General features: G+C 71.6%; 16 protein-coding genes and 1 pseudogene. 11 read left to right on the forward strand and 6 right to left on the reverse strand.

Features of this window, described 5'->3' with window-relative positions:
* Window positions 1–386, forward strand: a pseudogene (locus D0T12_RS19740) (NDP-hexose 4-ketoreductase); the annotation flags it as partial.
* A 123-nt stretch (window positions 387–509) separates the two neighbouring features.
* Window positions 510–1,175 (forward strand): ArsR family transcriptional regulator, encoded by a 666-nt coding sequence (locus tag D0T12_RS19745; RefSeq protein WP_117401139.1) that lies wholly within the window; start codon window positions 510–512, stop codon window positions 1,173–1,175.
* Window positions 1,176–1,194: 19 nt separating this feature from the next.
* Here the strand turns inward: D0T12_RS19745 and add are convergent, their stop codons facing one another.
* On the reverse strand, window positions 1,195–2,172 hold the full coding sequence (gene add, locus D0T12_RS19750; RefSeq protein ID WP_117401140.1) for an adenosine deaminase: 978 nt from the start codon (window positions 2,170–2,172) through the stop codon (window positions 1,195–1,197).
* Between the two features lie 555 nt (window positions 2,173–2,727).
* Entirely contained in the window at window positions 2,728–3,612 is an 885-nt protein-coding gene (locus D0T12_RS19755) for an HhH-GPD family protein (RefSeq protein WP_117401141.1), read from the reverse strand.
* Between the two features lie 135 nt (window positions 3,613–3,747).
* On the opposite strand from D0T12_RS19755, the gene D0T12_RS19760 reads away from it, so the two are divergent.
* On the forward strand, window positions 3,748–4,305 hold the full coding sequence (locus D0T12_RS19760; RefSeq protein WP_233526180.1) for a hypothetical protein: 558 nt from the start codon (window positions 3,748–3,750) through the stop codon (window positions 4,303–4,305).
* A gap of 299 nt (window positions 4,306–4,604) precedes the next feature.
* Here the strand turns inward: D0T12_RS19760 and disA are convergent, their stop codons facing one another.
* The 4 genes from disA to D0T12_RS19780 all read right to left on the reverse strand — a co-directional run bounded on the left by disA (window position 4,605) and on the right by D0T12_RS19780 (window position 9,082).
* On the reverse strand, window positions 4,605–5,609 hold the full coding sequence (gene disA / locus D0T12_RS19765) for a DNA integrity scanning diadenylate cyclase DisA (protein ID WP_117401143.1): 1,005 nt from the start codon (window positions 5,607–5,609) through the stop codon (window positions 4,605–4,607).
* Window positions 5,610–5,722: 113 nt separating this feature from the next.
* Window positions 5,723–7,168: a DNA repair protein RadA gene (gene radA, locus D0T12_RS19770; RefSeq protein WP_117401144.1), complete on the reverse strand. Its 1,446-nt coding sequence runs from the start codon at window positions 7,166–7,168 to the stop codon at window positions 5,723–5,725.
* A 30-nt stretch (window positions 7,169–7,198) separates the two neighbouring features.
* Window positions 7,199–8,317, reverse strand: coding sequence for an alpha/beta fold hydrolase (locus D0T12_RS19775; protein WP_233526182.1), 1,119 nt, complete (start codon window positions 8,315–8,317; stop codon window positions 7,199–7,201).
* Between the two features lie 66 nt (window positions 8,318–8,383).
* Window positions 8,384–9,082, reverse strand: coding sequence for a class I SAM-dependent methyltransferase (locus tag D0T12_RS19780; protein ID WP_117401571.1), 699 nt, complete (start codon window positions 9,080–9,082; stop codon window positions 8,384–8,386).
* A gap of 187 nt (window positions 9,083–9,269) precedes the next feature.
* On the opposite strand from D0T12_RS19780, the gene D0T12_RS19785 reads away from it, so the two are divergent.
* The 8 genes from D0T12_RS19785 to D0T12_RS19820 all read left to right on the forward strand — a co-directional run bounded on the left by D0T12_RS19785 (window position 9,270) and on the right by D0T12_RS19820 (window position 16,623).
* Window positions 9,270–10,154, forward strand: coding sequence for a sugar phosphate isomerase/epimerase family protein (locus D0T12_RS19785; protein ID WP_117401145.1), 885 nt, complete (start codon window positions 9,270–9,272; stop codon window positions 10,152–10,154).
* Entirely contained in the window at window positions 10,151–10,756 is a 606-nt protein-coding gene (locus tag D0T12_RS19790; protein WP_117401146.1) for a TetR/AcrR family transcriptional regulator, read from the forward strand. The genes D0T12_RS19785 and D0T12_RS19790 overlap by 4 nt, the downstream gene beginning before the upstream one ends.
* A gap of 109 nt (window positions 10,757–10,865) precedes the next feature.
* Window positions 10,866–12,056, forward strand: coding sequence for an LCP family protein (locus tag D0T12_RS19795; RefSeq protein WP_117401147.1), 1,191 nt, complete (start codon window positions 10,866–10,868; stop codon window positions 12,054–12,056).
* Between the two features lie 102 nt (window positions 12,057–12,158).
* Window positions 12,159–13,079, forward strand: coding sequence for a proline dehydrogenase family protein (locus tag D0T12_RS19800; RefSeq protein ID WP_117401148.1), 921 nt, complete (start codon window positions 12,159–12,161; stop codon window positions 13,077–13,079).
* Window positions 13,080–13,146: 67 nt separating this feature from the next.
* Entirely contained in the window at window positions 13,147–13,941 is a 795-nt protein-coding gene (proC, locus tag D0T12_RS19805; RefSeq protein ID WP_117401572.1) for a pyrroline-5-carboxylate reductase, read from the forward strand.
* A 73-nt stretch (window positions 13,942–14,014) separates the two neighbouring features.
* Window positions 14,015–14,449, forward strand: a complete 435-nt coding sequence (locus D0T12_RS19810) for a hypothetical protein (RefSeq protein ID WP_117401149.1) — start codon at window positions 14,015–14,017, stop codon at window positions 14,447–14,449.
* 70 nt (window positions 14,450–14,519) lie between these two features.
* A complete protein-coding gene (locus tag D0T12_RS19815) occupies window positions 14,520–15,893 on the forward strand; it encodes an efflux RND transporter periplasmic adaptor subunit (RefSeq protein WP_158581544.1) in 1,374 nt (457 codons plus the stop codon).
* A 13-nt stretch (window positions 15,894–15,906) separates the two neighbouring features.
* The gene (locus tag D0T12_RS19820; RefSeq protein ID WP_325050825.1) at window positions 15,907–16,623 is read left to right on the forward strand and encodes an ABC transporter ATP-binding protein; all 717 of its coding nucleotides are present in this window, start codon (window positions 15,907–15,909) and stop codon (window positions 16,621–16,623) included.

Genomic DNA, 16,623 nt, shown 5'->3' on the forward strand with positions numbered 1-16,623 from the left:
AGCTCACCCCGAACGAGATCATCCAGATCGTGGACCTGATGATCGCCAAGGTCGATGACCGGCTCAAGGACCGCGACATGGGGATCGAGCTTCAGCAGGAGGCCAAGGACCTGCTGGCCCTGCGCGGCTACGACCCGGTGTTGGGTGCGCGGCCGTTGCGGCGCACGATCCAGCGGGAGATCGAGGACCAGCTGTCGGAGAAGATCCTCTACAGCGAGCTCAAGGCCGGGCAGATCGTGCTGGTCGGCACCGAGGGCTTCGATCCCGACGACAAGGAGAACACGGTGGAGAACGCCAAGTTCACCTTCAAGGGCGTGCCCAAACCCACCACCGTCCCCGACAGCCCGCCGCCCATCGAGGGCGCGGTCAACTTCAACAAGGACTGACCAACGTCCAGGAGGGCCCGCACCGGATCCGTTCCGGTGCGGGCCCTTCCGCATGCCGGGCATCCCTGCCCGGGGAGCCGCTCCGTCGCCGTGGATGTCGGACGCGGACCGTAGTGTTCGAACATGCGATCGAATGCGGCGGGATCCGGACGGGAAGGACGCACGCGCGAGGCGCGGGTCGCGCGGGCGTTCCCGCGGGACGTTCGCGCTCCCGCCCCGGCCCAACTCCCGATCTTCCGATCGCGCCTCCAGGGCGAACTCCTCGCCCGGCTGCTGCTCGGCCCGGAACGCGAGATGTCGATGCTCGATCTCGCGGTGATGCTCCACACCGACCTCGCCTCCGTGATGCGCGAGGCGGAGCGGTTGGCCCGCGCGGGCATCCTCGCCCTCCGCCGCACCCTGGCCGGCCGGCTGGTGAAACGGAACCTCGACAGCCCGCTGTACGAGCCGCTCGTCCACCTCCTGATGGTGACCTTCGGCCCGGCGGCGGTGGTGGCGGAGGAGTTCGGCCGGCTGCCCGCCGTCCGGGAGATCCATCTGTTCGGCGCCTGGGCGGACCGGTACGAGCACCCGACCGGTATCCACCCGGCCGATGTCGACGTCCTGGTCATCGGGCACCTCACCCCGGACGCCGCCTTCGACGCCGCGCAGGAGGCCGCCGCGCGACTCGCCCTTCCCGTTCATCCCGTCGTCCGCACCCCGTCCCAGTGGCGGGACGACACCGACCCTTTCCTTCGCGAGATCCGCAACGGCCCGGTCGTGGCCGTCCGGCCCCTCAGGCCGACGTGACAGTCCGGCGCCGCGGTGTTCAAGCGGGACCGGCCGTCAGCCAGGACGTGATGTCCTCGTGGAGGCGGGCCTTGACGGTGGCGGGTGCGAAGGAGGCGTCCACACCCGCGCGGGCCAGGTCGGCGAGATCCTGGTCGCCATAGCCGAAGGTGTCGCGGACGCGGGCGTACTCCGTGGCCAGGGGCGTACCGATGAGCGCGGGAATGTCGGTGTTGAGGGTGACGATCAGACCCGCGTCGCGGAGGCGGGGGAGGGGATGCTCGTCGAGGACGGCGAAGCCCAGAGCCACGTTCGACGACGGGCACACTTCGAGCGCTATCCCGCGTGCGCGGACTTCGGAGACGAGCTCCCGGTCGTCCAGGATCCGGATGCCGTGCCCGAGGCGCTCGGCCCGCCCCGGGCCGAGCGCGTGCCGAATGCTTGCCGGGCCTTCGCTTTCGCCCGCGTGATGGACGACATGGAGGCCCGCGTCGCGGGCGGCGGCGAACACGGCGTCGAACGGGTCGCCCGGGTGGGCCTCGTCACCGGCGAGCCCCACGGCGACGACGCCGTCATGGCGGCGGGCGAGATCGAGGGTCCGCCAGGCGCGCTCGACGGACCGGCGGCGGGAGTGATCGAGGATGAGGCGGCACTCGATCCCGAAAGCCTCCCGTCCGGCCTCCAGGCCCTCCAGGACGGCCGTCAGCGGCATGTCCAGGTCGCCGAGCCGTTCACCGTGCGCGGCGGCGGTGAAGGACACCTCGGCGTAGCGGGTGCCCTGCGCGGCCTCGTCCGCGCAGAACTCGTAGGCGATCCTCCGGAAGTCGGCGGGACGGCGCAGGCAGGAGCGAACAAGGTCGTTCTGCGCGAAGAAGGCGGCAAAGCTCCCGAACGTGCCCACATCATCGGGCACCCGCACCCCGTTGGCCGCGCCGATCTCCCGCAGCGTGGCCCACCGCACGGCGCTCTCCAGATGGACGTGCAGATGGACCTTGGGCAGGCTCAGCAGATCGCGCACGTCCGCACCGTAGGCTAACCAGACACTGCTGACCAGTCATTATTTCGCGTTGCCCAAAGCCTCGACTCAGCCTCAGCCCGCGCGGACGCGTGACCCGCCTGGTGGAGCGATGCCGGAGGCGAGTGGAGCCGGGTGGATCGCGAAGCGATGTCGCGTTTGTCTTAGGGATGGTCACGTAGTGAGCCGTCAGGGGAGCGGAGTGGGCCGTGCCTGTAGTCAATGCAGTGGCCTCAGCCCGCGCGGACGCGTGACCCGCCTGGTGGAGCGATGCCGGAGGCGAGTGGAGCCGGGCGGATCGCGAAGCGATGTCGCGTTCGCCCTAGGGATGGTCACGTAGTGAGCCGTCAGGGGAGCGGAGTGGGCCGTGCCTGTAGTCAACGCAGTGGCCTCAGCCCGCGCGGACGCGTGACCCGCCTGGGTGGAGCGATGCCGGAGGCGAGTGGAGCCGGGCGGATCGCGAAGCGATGTCGCGTTCGCCCCAGGAACGGTCACGCAGCGAGCCGCCAGGCGAGCGAAGTGGGCCGGTCCTGTAGTAAACACAGCGTCGGCGGACGGTCAGGTGGGGAGGGCGTAGCGGCCGTCGTCGAGGGGGTCGACCAGGCCGTCCGCGATCAGGCCGTCGAGGGCGCGTTCCCGCTGGGGGCCGTCCGACCAGACGACGTCGATGGCCGGTTTCGGAACCGGGCCCTCGGCGTCGCGGAGGACGGCGAGGATGCGGCCCCGGCACTGGCGGTCGGTGCCCGCGTACGTCTGGCCGCGGCGCGGCGGGCCGTCGTAGGCGGGCCGGCCGTTCCGCTGCCACGCGCACCTGTCGAGCACCGGGCAGTCGACGCATCGGGGCGCGCGGGCGGTGCAGACCAGCGCGCCGAGCTCCATGGCGGCGACGGACCAGCGGGCGGCCGTCGCGGGATCGGCGGGTAGAAGGGTCTCGGCGAGCCTCACCTCGGCCCTCGTCTGGGACTTCGGCGGGTACTCGGCGCCGGTCAGCATCCGGGCCAGGACGCGCCGGACGTTGGTGTCGAGGACGGCGTGCCGCTGCCGGAAGGCGAAGCTCGCGACGGCCGCGGCGGTGTAGGCCCCGATGCCGGGCAGCGCGAGAAGGTCCTCGTGTGACGACGGGACCTCGCCGCCATGCCGTTCGGTGATCGCGCGGGCGCTTGCGTGCAGCCGCAGCGCGCGGCGCGGATAGCCGAGCCGTCCCCAGGCCCGGACGGCCTCCCCGGACGGTTCGGCCGCCAGCGCGGCGGGCGTCGGCCAGCGGGTCAGCCAGGCGTCCCACACGGGCAGGACGCGCGACACCGGTGTCTGCTGGAGCATGATCTCGCTGACCAGAACGCCCCACGGTGTGGCGTCCGGGGCCCGCCACGGAAGGTCGCGGGCGTTCGCCTCGTACCAGGCGAGGATCGGGGCGGTGTAGGCGGTGTCGTCGAAGGTGTTCATGGCGCGCCGCCATTGTGGCACGCGGCGGGTCGTCCGCTCTTTCCGGACCGGGAAATGCATACTGAACGTATGGGGTTGGACGCTGAACGTGACCCTGGCGGTTCTCGACTCGATCCATACCGGCGGCGTCGTGCGGTGGCCCTGGCCTGCGTTCTCGGCGTCGTCGGCGCGCTCGTCTGGGCCTGCGCGGGTGACCCGGGGAGCGAGGAGCCGGTGCGGCAGGCGGGCGCGGTCGCCGACGCGACGTCCGCGCCCCCGCCGACGGCGATGCCGACGGTCACCGTCACCACGACGACCACCCCGAAGCCTGCGGGCGACGGTGGCCCCTGCCGCGCCCGGGACCTCGTCGTCAACCTGTCGGGGGCCAGGGACGCCTACGTGGGCCGCGACCGGCCCGAGTTCCGGGTCACGGTGGTGAACATGGGCGGGGGCTCCTGCGTGTTCGACCGGGGGTCGGTGGACGTGCGCGTCACCTCCGGCTCCGACCGGATCTGGTCATCCGCCGAATGCCGCCGCGGCGAGGCGTCCGGTGCCACGTCGAAGGCGACGCTCCGTCGCGGCATTCCCCTGGTCGAGAACGTCGTCTGGAACCGTGGGCGCGGTTGTGGCCGCGGCACCGCGGCCCGCCCCGGCACCTATGTCGCCGACCTGAGGGGTCACGAGGTCAAGCGGCAGGTCTTCCACCTCCGCTGAGCAGAGCACGGGCCTTGAGAGCTGTCGTTGGTGAGGCCGGGAGGGTGGTTGAGGCGCGGTTCCGCGGCCCGTCCCGGCACCTACGTCGCCGACCTCAGGGGGCACGACGTCAGGCGGCAGGTCTTCCACCTTCGCTGCCGGATGAGGGGCCTTGAGACGTGTCGTTGGTGAAGTTCGTCGTCTGGGGCCGTGAGGGTGGTTGTGGGCGCGGTTCCCGGCTTATGTCGCTGACCTGAGGGGGCACGACGTCAGGTGGCGGGTTTCCGTCTGCGTTGATCGGGGGCGGGGGCGGGGGCGGTTCAGACGTAGCGTTCGAGGATGGAGGACTCGGCCAGGCGGGAGAGGCCTTCGCGGACGCTGCGGGCCCGGGACTCGCCGACGCCGCCGACGGCCTGGAGGTCGTCGATGCTGGCGGCGAGAAGTTTTTGCAGGCCACCGAAGTGCTCGACGAGCCGCTCGACGACCATGCTCGGCAGGCGGGGGACCTTGGCGAGGAGCCGGAAGCCCTTCGGGCTGACGGGCAGGTCGAGCGCGTCGGGGCCGGAGAAGCCCATCACCTCGGCGACCGTGGACAGGTCGAGCAGCTCGGTGGCCGACAGCGTGTCGAGCGCCGAGAGGATCGCGGCGACGCCGCGGGCGCGGGTGTCGTCGGACGGGTAGTCGCGGACGATCAGTTCCCGGTCGACGTCGACGCCGGAGACCAGCTCGTCGAGCTGGAGGGACAGCAGCCGGCCGTCCGTGCCGAGTTCGACGACATAGCCCTCGATCTCGAGCGCGGAGAGCGTGCCGGACACCTCGTCCAGCCGCAGTTTGTAGCGTTCGAGCGTCGCCAACGCCTGGTTGGCCTTGGACAGGATCGCCGCCGAGTCCTCAAGGACGTAGCGGATGCCGTCCAGGTACAGCGCGATGATGTGCATCGACTGGCTGACCGAGATGACCGGGCACCCGGTCTGGCGGGCGACGCGTTCCGCGGTGCGGTGGCGCGTGCCCGACTCCTCGGTGGGGATGGTCGAGTCGGGCACGAGGTGGACGGCGGCGCGGACGATGCGGTTGTGGGTGTCGTCGAGGACGATCGCGCCGTCCATTTTGGCGAGCTCGCGCAGTCGGGTGGCGGAGAACTCGACGTCGAGTTCGAAGCCGCCCGTGCACAGGTCGCGGACGGGTTTGTCCCAGCCGAGCACGATGAGGCCGCCGGTGTGGCCCCGCAGGATCCGCTCCAGTCCGTCGCGAATCTGGGTGCCCGGGGCCACCGCTGCCAACGTGGCGCGGCGGCGTTCGTCATGACCCTTGTCGTGTGATGGCACCTGACCCCCGGAGGTCGCTGGACGGCGTCAGTTTACCGAGGAGGGCCGCGTGCCGGTTCCTCCCCTGGTCGCAAGCGTCGATCGCGCTGAGTGACACTGTAGTGCCATTCGCGTTACGGTGCCGTGAAAGAGACCTGGAGGGCCTGCTGGAGGCTGTCCACCTCCATGACCTTCATTCCCTCGTAGCTGGTGAGTTGCGGGTCGGCGCGGCGCAGCGGCCCGTCGGCGAGTTCGAGGGAGCCGCGCGGGACGACGGCGTGCTTGAAACCGAGCCGGGCGGCCTCGCCGAGGCGCCGCTGGACGCCGGGCACGACGCGGACCTCACCGGCGAGCCCGACCTCGCCGAGGGCGATGAGGGTGCTCGACAGCGACTGCTCGACGGTCGATCCCGCGACGGCGAGGGCGAGGGCCAGGTCGACGGACGTCTCGGTGAGCCGGACCCCGCCGACCGTCGACACGTAGACGTCCTGCTCGTGCATGGAGATCTTGCAGCGTTGCGCGAGGACGGCGAGGACCATCGCGACGCGGGAGGTGTCCAGCCCGGACGTGGCTCGCCGTGGCGACGGCAGATGCGACTTGGCGACCAATGACTGCACTTCGGCGACGAGGGGACGGCGGCCTTCGAGCGTCACGGTGACGCAGGTACCGGGAACGGGCTCGTCCCGCCGGGTGAGGAACAGCCCGCTCGGGTCGGGCAGCCCCACGATGCCGACCTCGGACAGGTCGAAGCAGCCGAGTTCGTCGGTCGGCCCGTACCGGTTCTTCACGGCGCGGATCATGCGGAGCCGGGAGTGCCGGTCGCCCTCGAAGTACAGGACGACGTCGACGAGGTGTTCCAGCAGCCGCGGCCCGGCGATCGCGCCGTCCTTGGTGACATGGCCGACGAGCACGACGGTGATGCCGCGTTCCTTGGCGACGCGGATGAGGTTGGCGGCGACCTCCCGGATCTGGGTCACGCCGCCGGGAGCGCCGTCGACCTCGGACGTCCCGACCGTCTGGATGGAGTCGACGACGAGCAGCGACGGCTCCACCGTGTCGACGTGCCCGAGGATGGCGGACAGTTCGGTCTCGGCCGCCAGGTACAGGTCGTCGGTGATCGCCCCCACGCGGTCGGCGCGCAGCCGCACCTGCTCGGCCGACTCCTCACCCGTCACGTACAGGACGCGGGATCTCTCGTCCGGGTCGCGCCGTTCCTTGCCGGTGCCGGCCGCGGGGGACGAGGCGAGCGCGGCGACCTCCAGCAGCAGCGTCGACTTGCCGATGCCCGGTTCGCCCGCCAGCAGCAGCACGGCCCCCGGGACGATGCCGCCGCCGAGGACCCGGTCGAGTTCGTCGAGGCCGGTGGCCTTCGTCCGCGCGGACCGCACGTCCACCTGCCCGATCGGACGGGCCGGGGCGCTGACCGGCCCGGCGGACACGACCCGCGCCGGGGTGGCGGACGCCGCCTCGGTGACCGTGCCCCAGGTCTGGCACTCGCCGCAGCGCCCCACCCACTTGGACGTCTGCCAGCCGCACTCCGAACACCGGTAGGCGGCCTTCGCCGTCTTCGCCTTCGCCATGGCGAAAGCGTAGAGCCGCCATGTGACAACTCAGGGCGTGGAGAACGGCGGCACCGACAGGAGGAGCTTCTGGAGGTGGTCGGTGACGAGGTCGGGACGTTCCATCATGACCATGTGTCCGGCGGACGGGACGATCTCCAGCCGCGCGTCCGGCACACAGGCGGCGATCTTGAGGCTGTGCTCGATGGGGGTGAGCCGGTCGTGCTCCGCGCCGAGGACGAGGTTGCGGGCGCCGTGCAGGGACGCGCAGTCGCTGATCACCTCGGTCGTGATCATCGAGCGGAGGAAGCCGGCGAACGCGTCCATCCGGGTCTCGACCATCATCCGCTCGGTGAACGCGACGGCGGCGGGCCCGGCGTCGGGACCGAACGCGATCACGTCCTCCAGGAGGGTGACGGCGCCGCGGCCGAGGTGACGGACCCGCTCGACGGCGGCGGACCCGGCGCCGAGCGCGGCGAGCGCGCCGGGCAGGACCCGGTGGGCGGTGCGCGCGAGGAGCGCGGGACCGCCGAACGTGATCTCGCTGAGGCCGCTGGCGGAGGTGCACAGCAGCGCGGTGGCGGCGATCCTGCCGCCGATGAGGTCGGGGTTCTCGTCCGCGTAACGCAGGATGGTCATGCCGCCCATGGAGTGGCCGACGAGGACGACGGGTGTCTGCGCGGGGACGGTCGCGTCGATGACGGCGGCCAGGTCCGCGGCGAGGCGGGAGAGCGCGTAGCCGTCGCGGGCGCAGCCGCCGGACCGGCCGTGGCCCCGGTGGTCCCAGAACACGAGGCGGCCGTGGCCGCGCAGGGCCTTGCGCTGGAAGTGCCAGGAGTCCCGGGTGAGCGTCCAGCCGTGGCAGAACACGACGGCGAGGTCGGTGCGGTCGTCGTCGTCGATCTCGGCGTACAGGCGGGTCCCGTCGCCGGCACGGACGGAGACGGGACGGCCGCGCAACGACCCGAACGGCTCCCCCGCGAACGGGTCGGGACGCAGTTCGAGGCGGCGCAGGGCGCGTCGCTGGACGGCCAGCCCGGCGAGCCCGGCACCGGCCCCGGCGGTGCCGAGCGCCGTGGCGGCGAGGATTCCGCGCAGCGCCCACCCCCGAGCGGCGTGGTTGCGCGGCGTCATGGGAGCGATGGGGCTCGACTTGGCGGCACGGCCCATGGCCGATCCTCCCGTTCCTCAAGGTCGCGGCACGCCGTCCGACAGGCCGTCCGACTCGTCGGTAACTCAGGGGCAACGCCACCACAAATTGACGGCATAGTCCACCTCCAGGCCGGGGTGCTCGCGCAGGCAGGCGTCCGCCAGTTCGGGAGGGAACTCGATGCGGAGGACGGCGGCGAAATCCTCCCGGTTCTGGAAGGACCAGCGAATCGTCAACGGCTCGCGGGTGTAGCCGCGCCGCGTCCAGAACCGCTCGACGGCGTCCGGGTCGTATTTCGGCAGGCTGCGCCTGAACCAGCGGCCGAACGTCGACCGTGTCGCGTCGTTGTCGATGATGAAAATCGCGCCGCCGCGCCGGACGACCCGGTCGAGTTCCCTGAGTCCCGGTTCGCAGCCCGGACCGAAGAAATACGCCCATCTGGCGTGGACGACGTCGACCGACGCGTCTGGAATCGGCAGCGCCTGCGCGGTGCCGACGCGGACGGTGACGTTCGGCAGGTCCCTCGTCCGGCGCGCGGCGGCGGAGGCGAGGCCCGCGTGCGGCTCGACGCCGATGACCCGTCGCGCGTCCACGGCGAAGAACGGCAGGTGGAAGCCGGTGCCGCAGCCGACGTCCAGGACGTCCGAATTCGTCCACGGGCGGATCGCGCGCATCGCGTCGGCGAGCACGCCGTCCGGGTCCACGGCGCGGTTCTCCACCTCATAGATATGAGGCGTGTTCCAGATGTTGGGGCTCGGCACGGCGCCCCGGGCGATCTCGGCCACGGGCACCGAGGGTAGCCACCACGGGCCGGTCACCACGGGCCGGTTCACTCCGGTGCAAGAGAAACCAGCATCACGCGGGGCCAGGGTTTCATCACCGCGAAGGCCGCATAGGCTTTGCTTGCGTACAGCACCTTTCGACCGTCGGCCCTACGACCACTGCCGAGCGACCATTCCTGGCGAGGAAGCCTTGACCGCGCAGCACAATGGCGTCCCTTCACCGGCCCTCCGTGTTCCGGACGCGCCGATCACGCTCTCCACCGCGTCGGTGTACCCGGAGAAGGTCCCGAGCGCGTTCGAGATCGCCGCGCTGCTCGGCTACGACGGCATCGAGGTCATGGTCTCCACGGACGCCTCCTCGCAGGACCTGAACGTTCTGCGGCGGCTGTCCGACTACCACCAGATGCCGATCACGTCGATCCACGCGCCGTGCCTGCTGCTCACCCAGCGGGTCTGGGGGCGCGAGCCCTGGGGCAAGTTGGTGCGTTCCAAGGAGGTCGCCGAGGAGCTCGGCGCCGAGGTCATCGTCGTCCACCCGCCGTTCCGGTGGCAGCGCGAGTACGCCAAGGAGTTCGTCGACGGCATCGCCCGCATGCAGGACGAGACGGACGTGCTGTTCGCCGTGGAGAACATGTTTCCGCTCAAGGCGCGCGGCGCCGAGGCGGGCATGTACCTGCCCGACTGGAACCCGGTCGACCAGGACTATCCGCATGTGACGCTCGACCTCTCCCACACCGCCGTCTCCGGTTCCGACGCCCTCGACATGGCGGAGAGCCTTGGGGACAGGCTGCGGCACATCCACCTCGCCGACGGCGTGGGCATCACGAACAAGGACGAGCATCTCGTGCCCGGCCGTGGCAACCAGCCGTGCGCGGAGATGCTGGAGAGCCTCGCCGAGGGCGGTTTCGGCGGCCATATCGTCATGGAGATCAACACGCGCCGCGCGGCGAGCCGGGTGGAGCGGATGGAGGACCTCGCCGAGGCGCTGGCGTTCACCCGCCTGCACCTCGCCGCCGCCGACCGCACCTGGCAGGTCACCCCGGCGGGTGAGGTCACCCGCCGGGGCTCGCGGTGACCGACCCCTCGCGGGGCGCGGGACGTTCCGGGCGCGGTCCCGGGCGGCGGCCCGGCCCCACGGAGACGCGGGAGGAGATCCTCGCGGCGGCACGCGACCTCTTCGCCGAGAAGGGCTTTGACGGGACGTCGCTGCGCGCCATCGCCCGCGCCGCCGGAGTCGACCCCACCCTCGTCCACCATTTCTTCGGTAACAAGGAAGGCGTGTTCGTCGAGGCGCTGCGCTTCCCGATGGACCCGGCGGTCGTCCTGTCGCGGGTCGCGTCCGTCCCCAGGGACCAGGCCGGGGAGCTGATGGTTCGGACCTTCCTGGAGGTCTGGCGGGACGAGGAGCGCCGCTCGCCGCTGCTCGCCATGCTCCGCTCGGCGATGACGAACGAGCGCGCGGCGGCTCTGCTGCGCGAGTTCATCACGTCCGTGCTGTTCAGCCGGGCGGGGAAGGCCGTCGACGCTCCTCCGCTCCGCATCCAGGCCGCGGCCGGTCAACTGATCGGGTTGATGATCCTGCGCCATGTCGTGCGCGTCGAGCCGCTGGCGTCCGCCTCCGAGGACGAACTGGTCGACATCGTGGCGCCCACCATCCAGCGCTGTCTCGCGTCCTGACGACCCCTGCGCCGCCGGTCGGGTTTACCTCGGCCCCGGGGTCGCCTGAATCGGACATCCCGTTCGGCTCGGGCCTTCCCCGCATGATCGGGCTGGTAGCTTCGGCGGCATGACCTCCGGAGATCTTCCCGGCGCCCCCGCGCCACAGCAGTCCGGCGAGCCACGCGAGGGCGGCGGCGCCCCGGGCGGCGGTCCGGGCGGTCCGGGCGGTGGTGCGAGCGGCGGGGCCGGGACGGACGGCGCCGAGAACGCGGTGTTCTGGGGGGACGGCGGCGACGGCACGCGGGAGCGCAGGCGCCGCTGGCCCCGGGTCCTGATCGCGGTCGGGGTGTTCGTCGCCCTGGTCGTGGCGGGCCTCGGCGGGCTGGTGTGGCAGCGGCAGTCGTCCTACAACGGCAACATCGACCGTATCCAGGGCGTGATGCCCGCGGGGCCGCAGCGGCCGGGGCCGAACGTGAAGGGCACCGAGAACTGGCTGCTCGTCGGCTCGGACTCGCGGGCGGACGCGGCCACGACCGGCGAGGGCAACCAGGTCTGGAAGCCGGGCGGGCAGCGCACCGACACGATCATGCTGTTGCATCTGCCGGCGGACCGGAAGAAGGCGTACATCGTCTCGTTCCCGCGTGACTCGTGGGTCGAGATCCCCGGCTACGGCAACCAGAAGATCAACGCGGCGTTCTCGTTCGGCGGGCCGAAGCTGCTGATCGAGACGATCGAGAACCTCACCGGGATCCGGGTCGACCACTACGGCGCCATTGACTTCGAGGGGTTCAAGTCGATGACGGACGCGCTCGGCGGCGTCACCGTCAACATCAAGCAGAGCGTGTACGACCCGGCGCGCAAGAAGCAGTGGACGGCGGGCCAGCAGAAACTCGACGGTGAGGAGGCGCTGCTGTTCGTCCGGCAGCGCTACAACCTGCCGAACGGCGACTTCGACCGGATCAGGCGGCAGCAGGCCTTCCTCGGCGCCCTCGCCAAGCAGGCCGCGGCCCGTGGGACGCTCACGAACCCGCTCAAGCTCGACCGGTTCCTGTCGGCGCTCACCAAGTCGATCAGCGTGGACGAGGAGGTGTCGGCGGGCGACCTGCGTTCGCTGGCGCTCAGCATGCGGAACGTCCGGGCGTCGGACGTGGTGTTTCTGACGGCCCCGCACAAGGGCACCGGAATGCGCGCCAAGCAGAGCGTCGTGTTCCTGAACCAGGCGAAGGCGAAGACGCTGTTCGAGGCGGTCAAGACCGCACGCATGGACGAGTACGTGCGGCAGCACGGCGGTGGCAGCGGTCTCGGCACGGTGTCCTAGCGGGCTCCGGAGCGTCGGGTCCGGAGGGCCGGGTCCGGAGCGTCGGGTTCTGAGCGGCGAAGATAACCTGGTCGTGAGGTCCGTTAACGAGGAGTTCGCACAGTGCTTCGTCAGGCGTTGCTCGCCGCGTCGCGCAGTGGCGGCGCGCGCAGGGTCGTGGAGACCGCGCCGTTCACGGACGACGTCGTCCGCCGGTTCATCGCCGGTGAGACGATCGAGGACGCGGAGCGCGTCACCACCGACCTGACCGGCGAGGGCCTGCTCGTCACCCTGGACGTGCTGGGTGAGGACACCCACGACAAGGGGCAGGCGGAGACGAGCGTCCAGCGGTACGTCGAACTCTTGGAACGGCTCGGCTCCTCCGGGCTCGGTACACGCGCCGAGGTGTCGCTGAAGCTTTCGGCGGTCGGTCAGACCTTCGACGAAGACCTCGCCCTCGACAACGCGCGCCTGGTGTGCGCGGCCGCCCGTTCGGCCGGTACGACGGTCACGCTCGACATGGAGGGGCACACCACCGTCGACTCGACGTTGCGGATCGTCCACGAGCTGCGGCGCGACTTCCCCGACGTGGGCGCCGTCGTCCAGGCGTATCTGCGGCGGGCGGAGGAGCACTGCGCGGAACTGGCGTACGAGGGGTCGCGCGTCAGGCTGTGCAAGGGCGCCTACGCCGCGCCCGCGTCGGTCGCGTTCACCGACAAGGACGAGGTCGACAGGTCGTTCGTGCGGTGCATGAAGGTGCTCATGGCCGGCAAGGGCTACCCGATGCTCGCGACGCACGATCCGCGGCTCATCGACATCGCCGGCGCGCTGACCGTGCTGAACGAACGGGACGCCGACACGTTCGAGTACCAGATGCTGTACGGGATACGTCCGCAGGAGCAGCGCAGGCTCGCCGCGCAGGGCGCGCAGGTCCGCGTCTACGTCGCGTTCGGGCACGACTGGTACCGGTACGTCATGCGGCGTCTCGCGGAGCGGCCCGCCAATCTCCGCTTCTTCATGCGCGCCCTGGTCGGACGGTCCTGAACCGCGCCGGGGAAGGGCGCGGCGATAGGCTGGACCGATCGATGTTCTCCCACGTCAAGGTATGCCGATGATCGCGATTCTGGGTGCCGGGAAGATGGGCGAGGCGCTGCTGTCCGGGGTGCTCCGGGCCGGGCGCCGCCCGTCGGAGCTGATGGCGACCGTCCGCCGCGAGGAGCGGGCCGCGCTGCTGCGGGAACGGTACGGCGTCGAGATCGTGTCGAACGCGGAGGCCGCCGCGACGGCCGAGACGCTGGTCCTCGCCGTGAAGCCCCAGGACATGGGCGTTCTGCTGGACGAGATCGGTGCCCGGGTCCCGCCCGGACGGCTCGTGATCTCGATGGCGGCGGGCATCACGACCGGGTTCGTCGAGGCGCGGCTGCCGGAGGGCGTGCCGGTGGTGCGGGTCATGTCGAACACGCCCGTCCATGTGGACGAGGCGATGAGCGTGATCTCGGCCGGGTCGCACGCCGGGGAGGAGCATCTGAAGCTGGCGGAGGAGCTGCTGTCGCCGGTCGGGAAGGTGCTGCGCATCCCCGAGTCGTTGCAGGACGGCGCGACGGCCCTGTCCGGCAGCGGCCCCGCGTACTTCTACTACCTCGTCGAGGCGATGGTGGACGCGGGCATCCTGCTCGGCATGCCGCGCGCCGCCGCGCTGGAGATGGTCGTCCAGTCGGCGGTGGGCGCCGCGGTGATGCTCCGCGACTCCGGGGAGCATCCGGTGCTGCTGCGCGAGGCGGTCACGTCCCCGGGCGGGACGACGATCTCCGCGATCCGCGAGCTGGAGCGGCACGGCGTCCGCGCCGCCGTCCTGGAGGCCATCGAGGCCGCCCGGAACCGGGGACGCGAACTCGCCGAGGGATGAACCCGGCCGCCTCCGATCGAAAGTTCATCTTTCAACATTGAGCCGATCGGGGGGTTCCGCCCGTGTAGGAGGTATGGGACTCATACTCCGCCTGCTCGTCGCCGCCGGACTGGCGGCCGACGCGATCGTGCACTGGAGATTCGCGCCGGAGATGGCCTTCGTCCAGGGCGGTTCCATCGACGGTGAGCTGCTCTTCCGCGTCCAGGCGGCGGTCGCCGGGGTCGTCGCGGTGCTGATCCTCACCTACGCGACCCGCTGGACGTACGCGCTGGCCTTCCTGGTGGCGGGCAGCGCGGTCGGCGCGCTCCTCTTCTACTACTACGTCGACGTCGGCGCCCTCGGACCGCTGCCCGCCATGCACGAGCCCGTCTGGTACACCGAGAAGACGATCAGCCTGGTCGGGGAGGGCGTCGCGACGGTCGCCGCGCTGGCCGGGTTCCTCACCGCCACGCGTGGGGGACGCCAGGACGACGCGGCCCCGGGGCGCGAGCGCGCGGGTCACGCCTAGCCCGACATCAAGATCAGTTGTTTCGGGCGTTTCGGTCATCGAGTCCGTTGCCGTCCCTTACGATGCCCACGTGCCCTCCCGGCTCCGCAAGAAGCATTACCTGTCCGCGCTGGTGGCCGGTGGCCTGCTCGCCGGTGGTCTCAGCGCGTGCACCGGCGGAGGCGGCGACGCCACGGTCCAGGTGGGCCGCGTCGAGCGGGGCGATGTGGCCGAGGTCGTGGAGGCGCCCGCCACCGTGTCGGCCCGTGCCACGGCCGTGCGCCGCGCGCCCGCCAAGGGCACGGTCAAGCGCCTGTACGTGGCGGACGGCGACCGCGTGCGCGAGGGCGACGTCCTCGCCACGATCTCCTCACCGGAGGCGCGGGAACGGCTCGCGCAGGCCCGCGAGGCCGACCGTTCCGTGTCCGCAGGGTCGGGGACCATGCCCACGCGTCTCGACCTGTCCGGCTACCAGCACCGGACGGACCGGTCGGCCCGCGAGGGGTTCGCCGCCGCCCGGAAGATCGCCCTCAGGATCGCGGATCCGCGGCAGCGCGCCCTCGTCCTGGCCGGGATCACCCGGGCGGAGGCGGAGTACCGGACGGCCGCCGCGGCGGCGCGCACCGCGGTGGCCAGGCTGAACGCGGGCCTCGGCAGCGTCGGCGCGACGATGTCCTCGATCACCGCCGCGCAGCGCGTGCAGACGCGGGCGGCGGTGCGGGCCGCGGAACGCACCGTCCAGGAATTGACGATCAGGGCCCCGTTCGACGGCGTCGTCGGTCTCGGCGGGCCCGCGGGCGGGGCACAGGGCGGCCTCGGCGATCTCTTGGACCAGCTTCCGCAGGGCGTTCAGGCTCAGGGCGGTCCGGCGGGTCTGGGGGATCTGGGCGGTGGCGGCGCGGCCAAGGACGCCTCGGCCATCGCGACCGGCGCGCCCGTGGTCGGCGGCGACGCCATCGTGACGGTCACGGACGTGTCGAGGCTCTCCCTCTTCGCCGACGTGGACGAGACGGACGTCCTCCAGGTCAGGAAGGGCGTTCAGGCCGATGTCGAGTTCGACGCCGTCCAGGGAGGCTCCTACAAGGCCGAGGTGACGGGAATCGGTGTCACGCCCAAACAGTCGAACGGCGGCGGCGTCACCTACAAGGTGACCCTCGCGCTCGGCGAGGGGACCCTGTCGGGCGGCGGGACGGCCCCGCGCCCGAAGCCCGGCATGAGCGCGGTGGTGTTCCTGCGGGTCCGCGACGCCCGGGCCGTGCTCGCCGTACCGTCGTCCGCGATCGTCAGCAGCGGACGCGAATCGGTCGTCTGGGTGGTGTCCGGTGGACGCGCCCAACGCCGGGTCGTCGGTCTGGGCGCGCAAGGGGACGCCACCGTCCAGGTCACGCGCGGCCTCCAGGAAGGCGAACGGATCGTCGTTCGCGGCGCCGACTCCGTGGAGCGGGGACAGGAGCTGGACCCGTGACCACGGACGCGCGGTGACCGAGACCGCCGCGGAGCGGGCGCCCGCCGCGCTCGAAGCGGTGGACGTCACCCGCACCTACCGGATGGAAGGCGTGGACGTCACCGCCCTACGCGGGGTCAGCGTGCGGATAGACGAAGGTGAGTTCGCAGCCATCCTCGGGCCGTCCGGGTCGGGCAAGTCGACGCTGATGCACCTGCTCGGCTGTCTGGACCGTCCGACGACCGGGACGCTGCGCATCTCCGGCCGGGACGTCGCCAAGCTCTCCGACGGGGAACTCGCCGAACTCCGCAACGCCCACGTGGGTTTCGTCTTCCAGTCGTTCCACCTTCTCGCCCGGACCAGCGCCCGCGACAACGTGGCCCTGCCGCTCGTCTACCGGGGCGTGTCGCGGACGGAGCGGCGCCGCCGCGCCGCCGAGGCCCTCGCCACGGTCGGTCTCGAACACCGCCTCGGGCACCGTCCCGGCCAGCTGTCCGGCGGCGAGCAGCAGCGCGTCGCGATCGCCCGCGCGCTCGTCGGCGACCCCGGCGTCGTCCTCGCCGACGAGCCGACCGGCAACCTCGACACCCGCACCGGCCACGACGTCATGGACCTCCTCGAACGCCTCAACGCCGAACGCGGCGTCGCCGTCGTCCTCGTCACCCACGAACCGGACATCGCGGCGCGTGCCCGCCGCCAGATCCACATCCGCGACGGCCGCGTCGAACGCGACGTGCGGGACGGGACGTGA

It is taken from the genome of Actinomadura spongiicola (assembly GCF_003432485.1).
In the GTDB taxonomy this organism is placed as follows: Bacteria; Actinomycetota; Actinomycetes; order Streptosporangiales; family Streptosporangiaceae; genus Spirillospora; species Spirillospora spongiicola.

Coding starts and splice junctions, on each gene's coding strand:
- D0T12_RS19755 (WP_117401141.1), bottom strand. CDS start 3,612: ATGAACACCTTCGACGACACCGCCTACACCGCCCCGATCCTCGCCTGG.
- radA (WP_117401144.1), bottom strand. CDS start 7,168: ATGGCGAAGGCGAAGACGGCGAAGGCCGCCTACCGGTGTTCGGAGTGC.
- D0T12_RS19795 (WP_117401147.1), top strand. CDS start 10,866: ATGACCTCCGGAGATCTTCCCGGCGCCCCCGCGCCACAGCAGTCCGGC.
- D0T12_RS19745 (WP_117401139.1), top strand. CDS start 510: ATGCGATCGAATGCGGCGGGATCCGGACGGGAAGGACGCACGCGCGAG.
- D0T12_RS19775 (WP_233526182.1), bottom strand. CDS start 8,317: ATGGGCCGTGCCGCCAAGTCGAGCCCCATCGCTCCCATGACGCCGCGC.
- proC (WP_117401572.1), top strand. CDS start 13,147: ATGATCGCGATTCTGGGTGCCGGGAAGATGGGCGAGGCGCTGCTGTCC.
- D0T12_RS19810 (WP_117401149.1), top strand. CDS start 14,015: ATGGGACTCATACTCCGCCTGCTCGTCGCCGCCGGACTGGCGGCCGAC.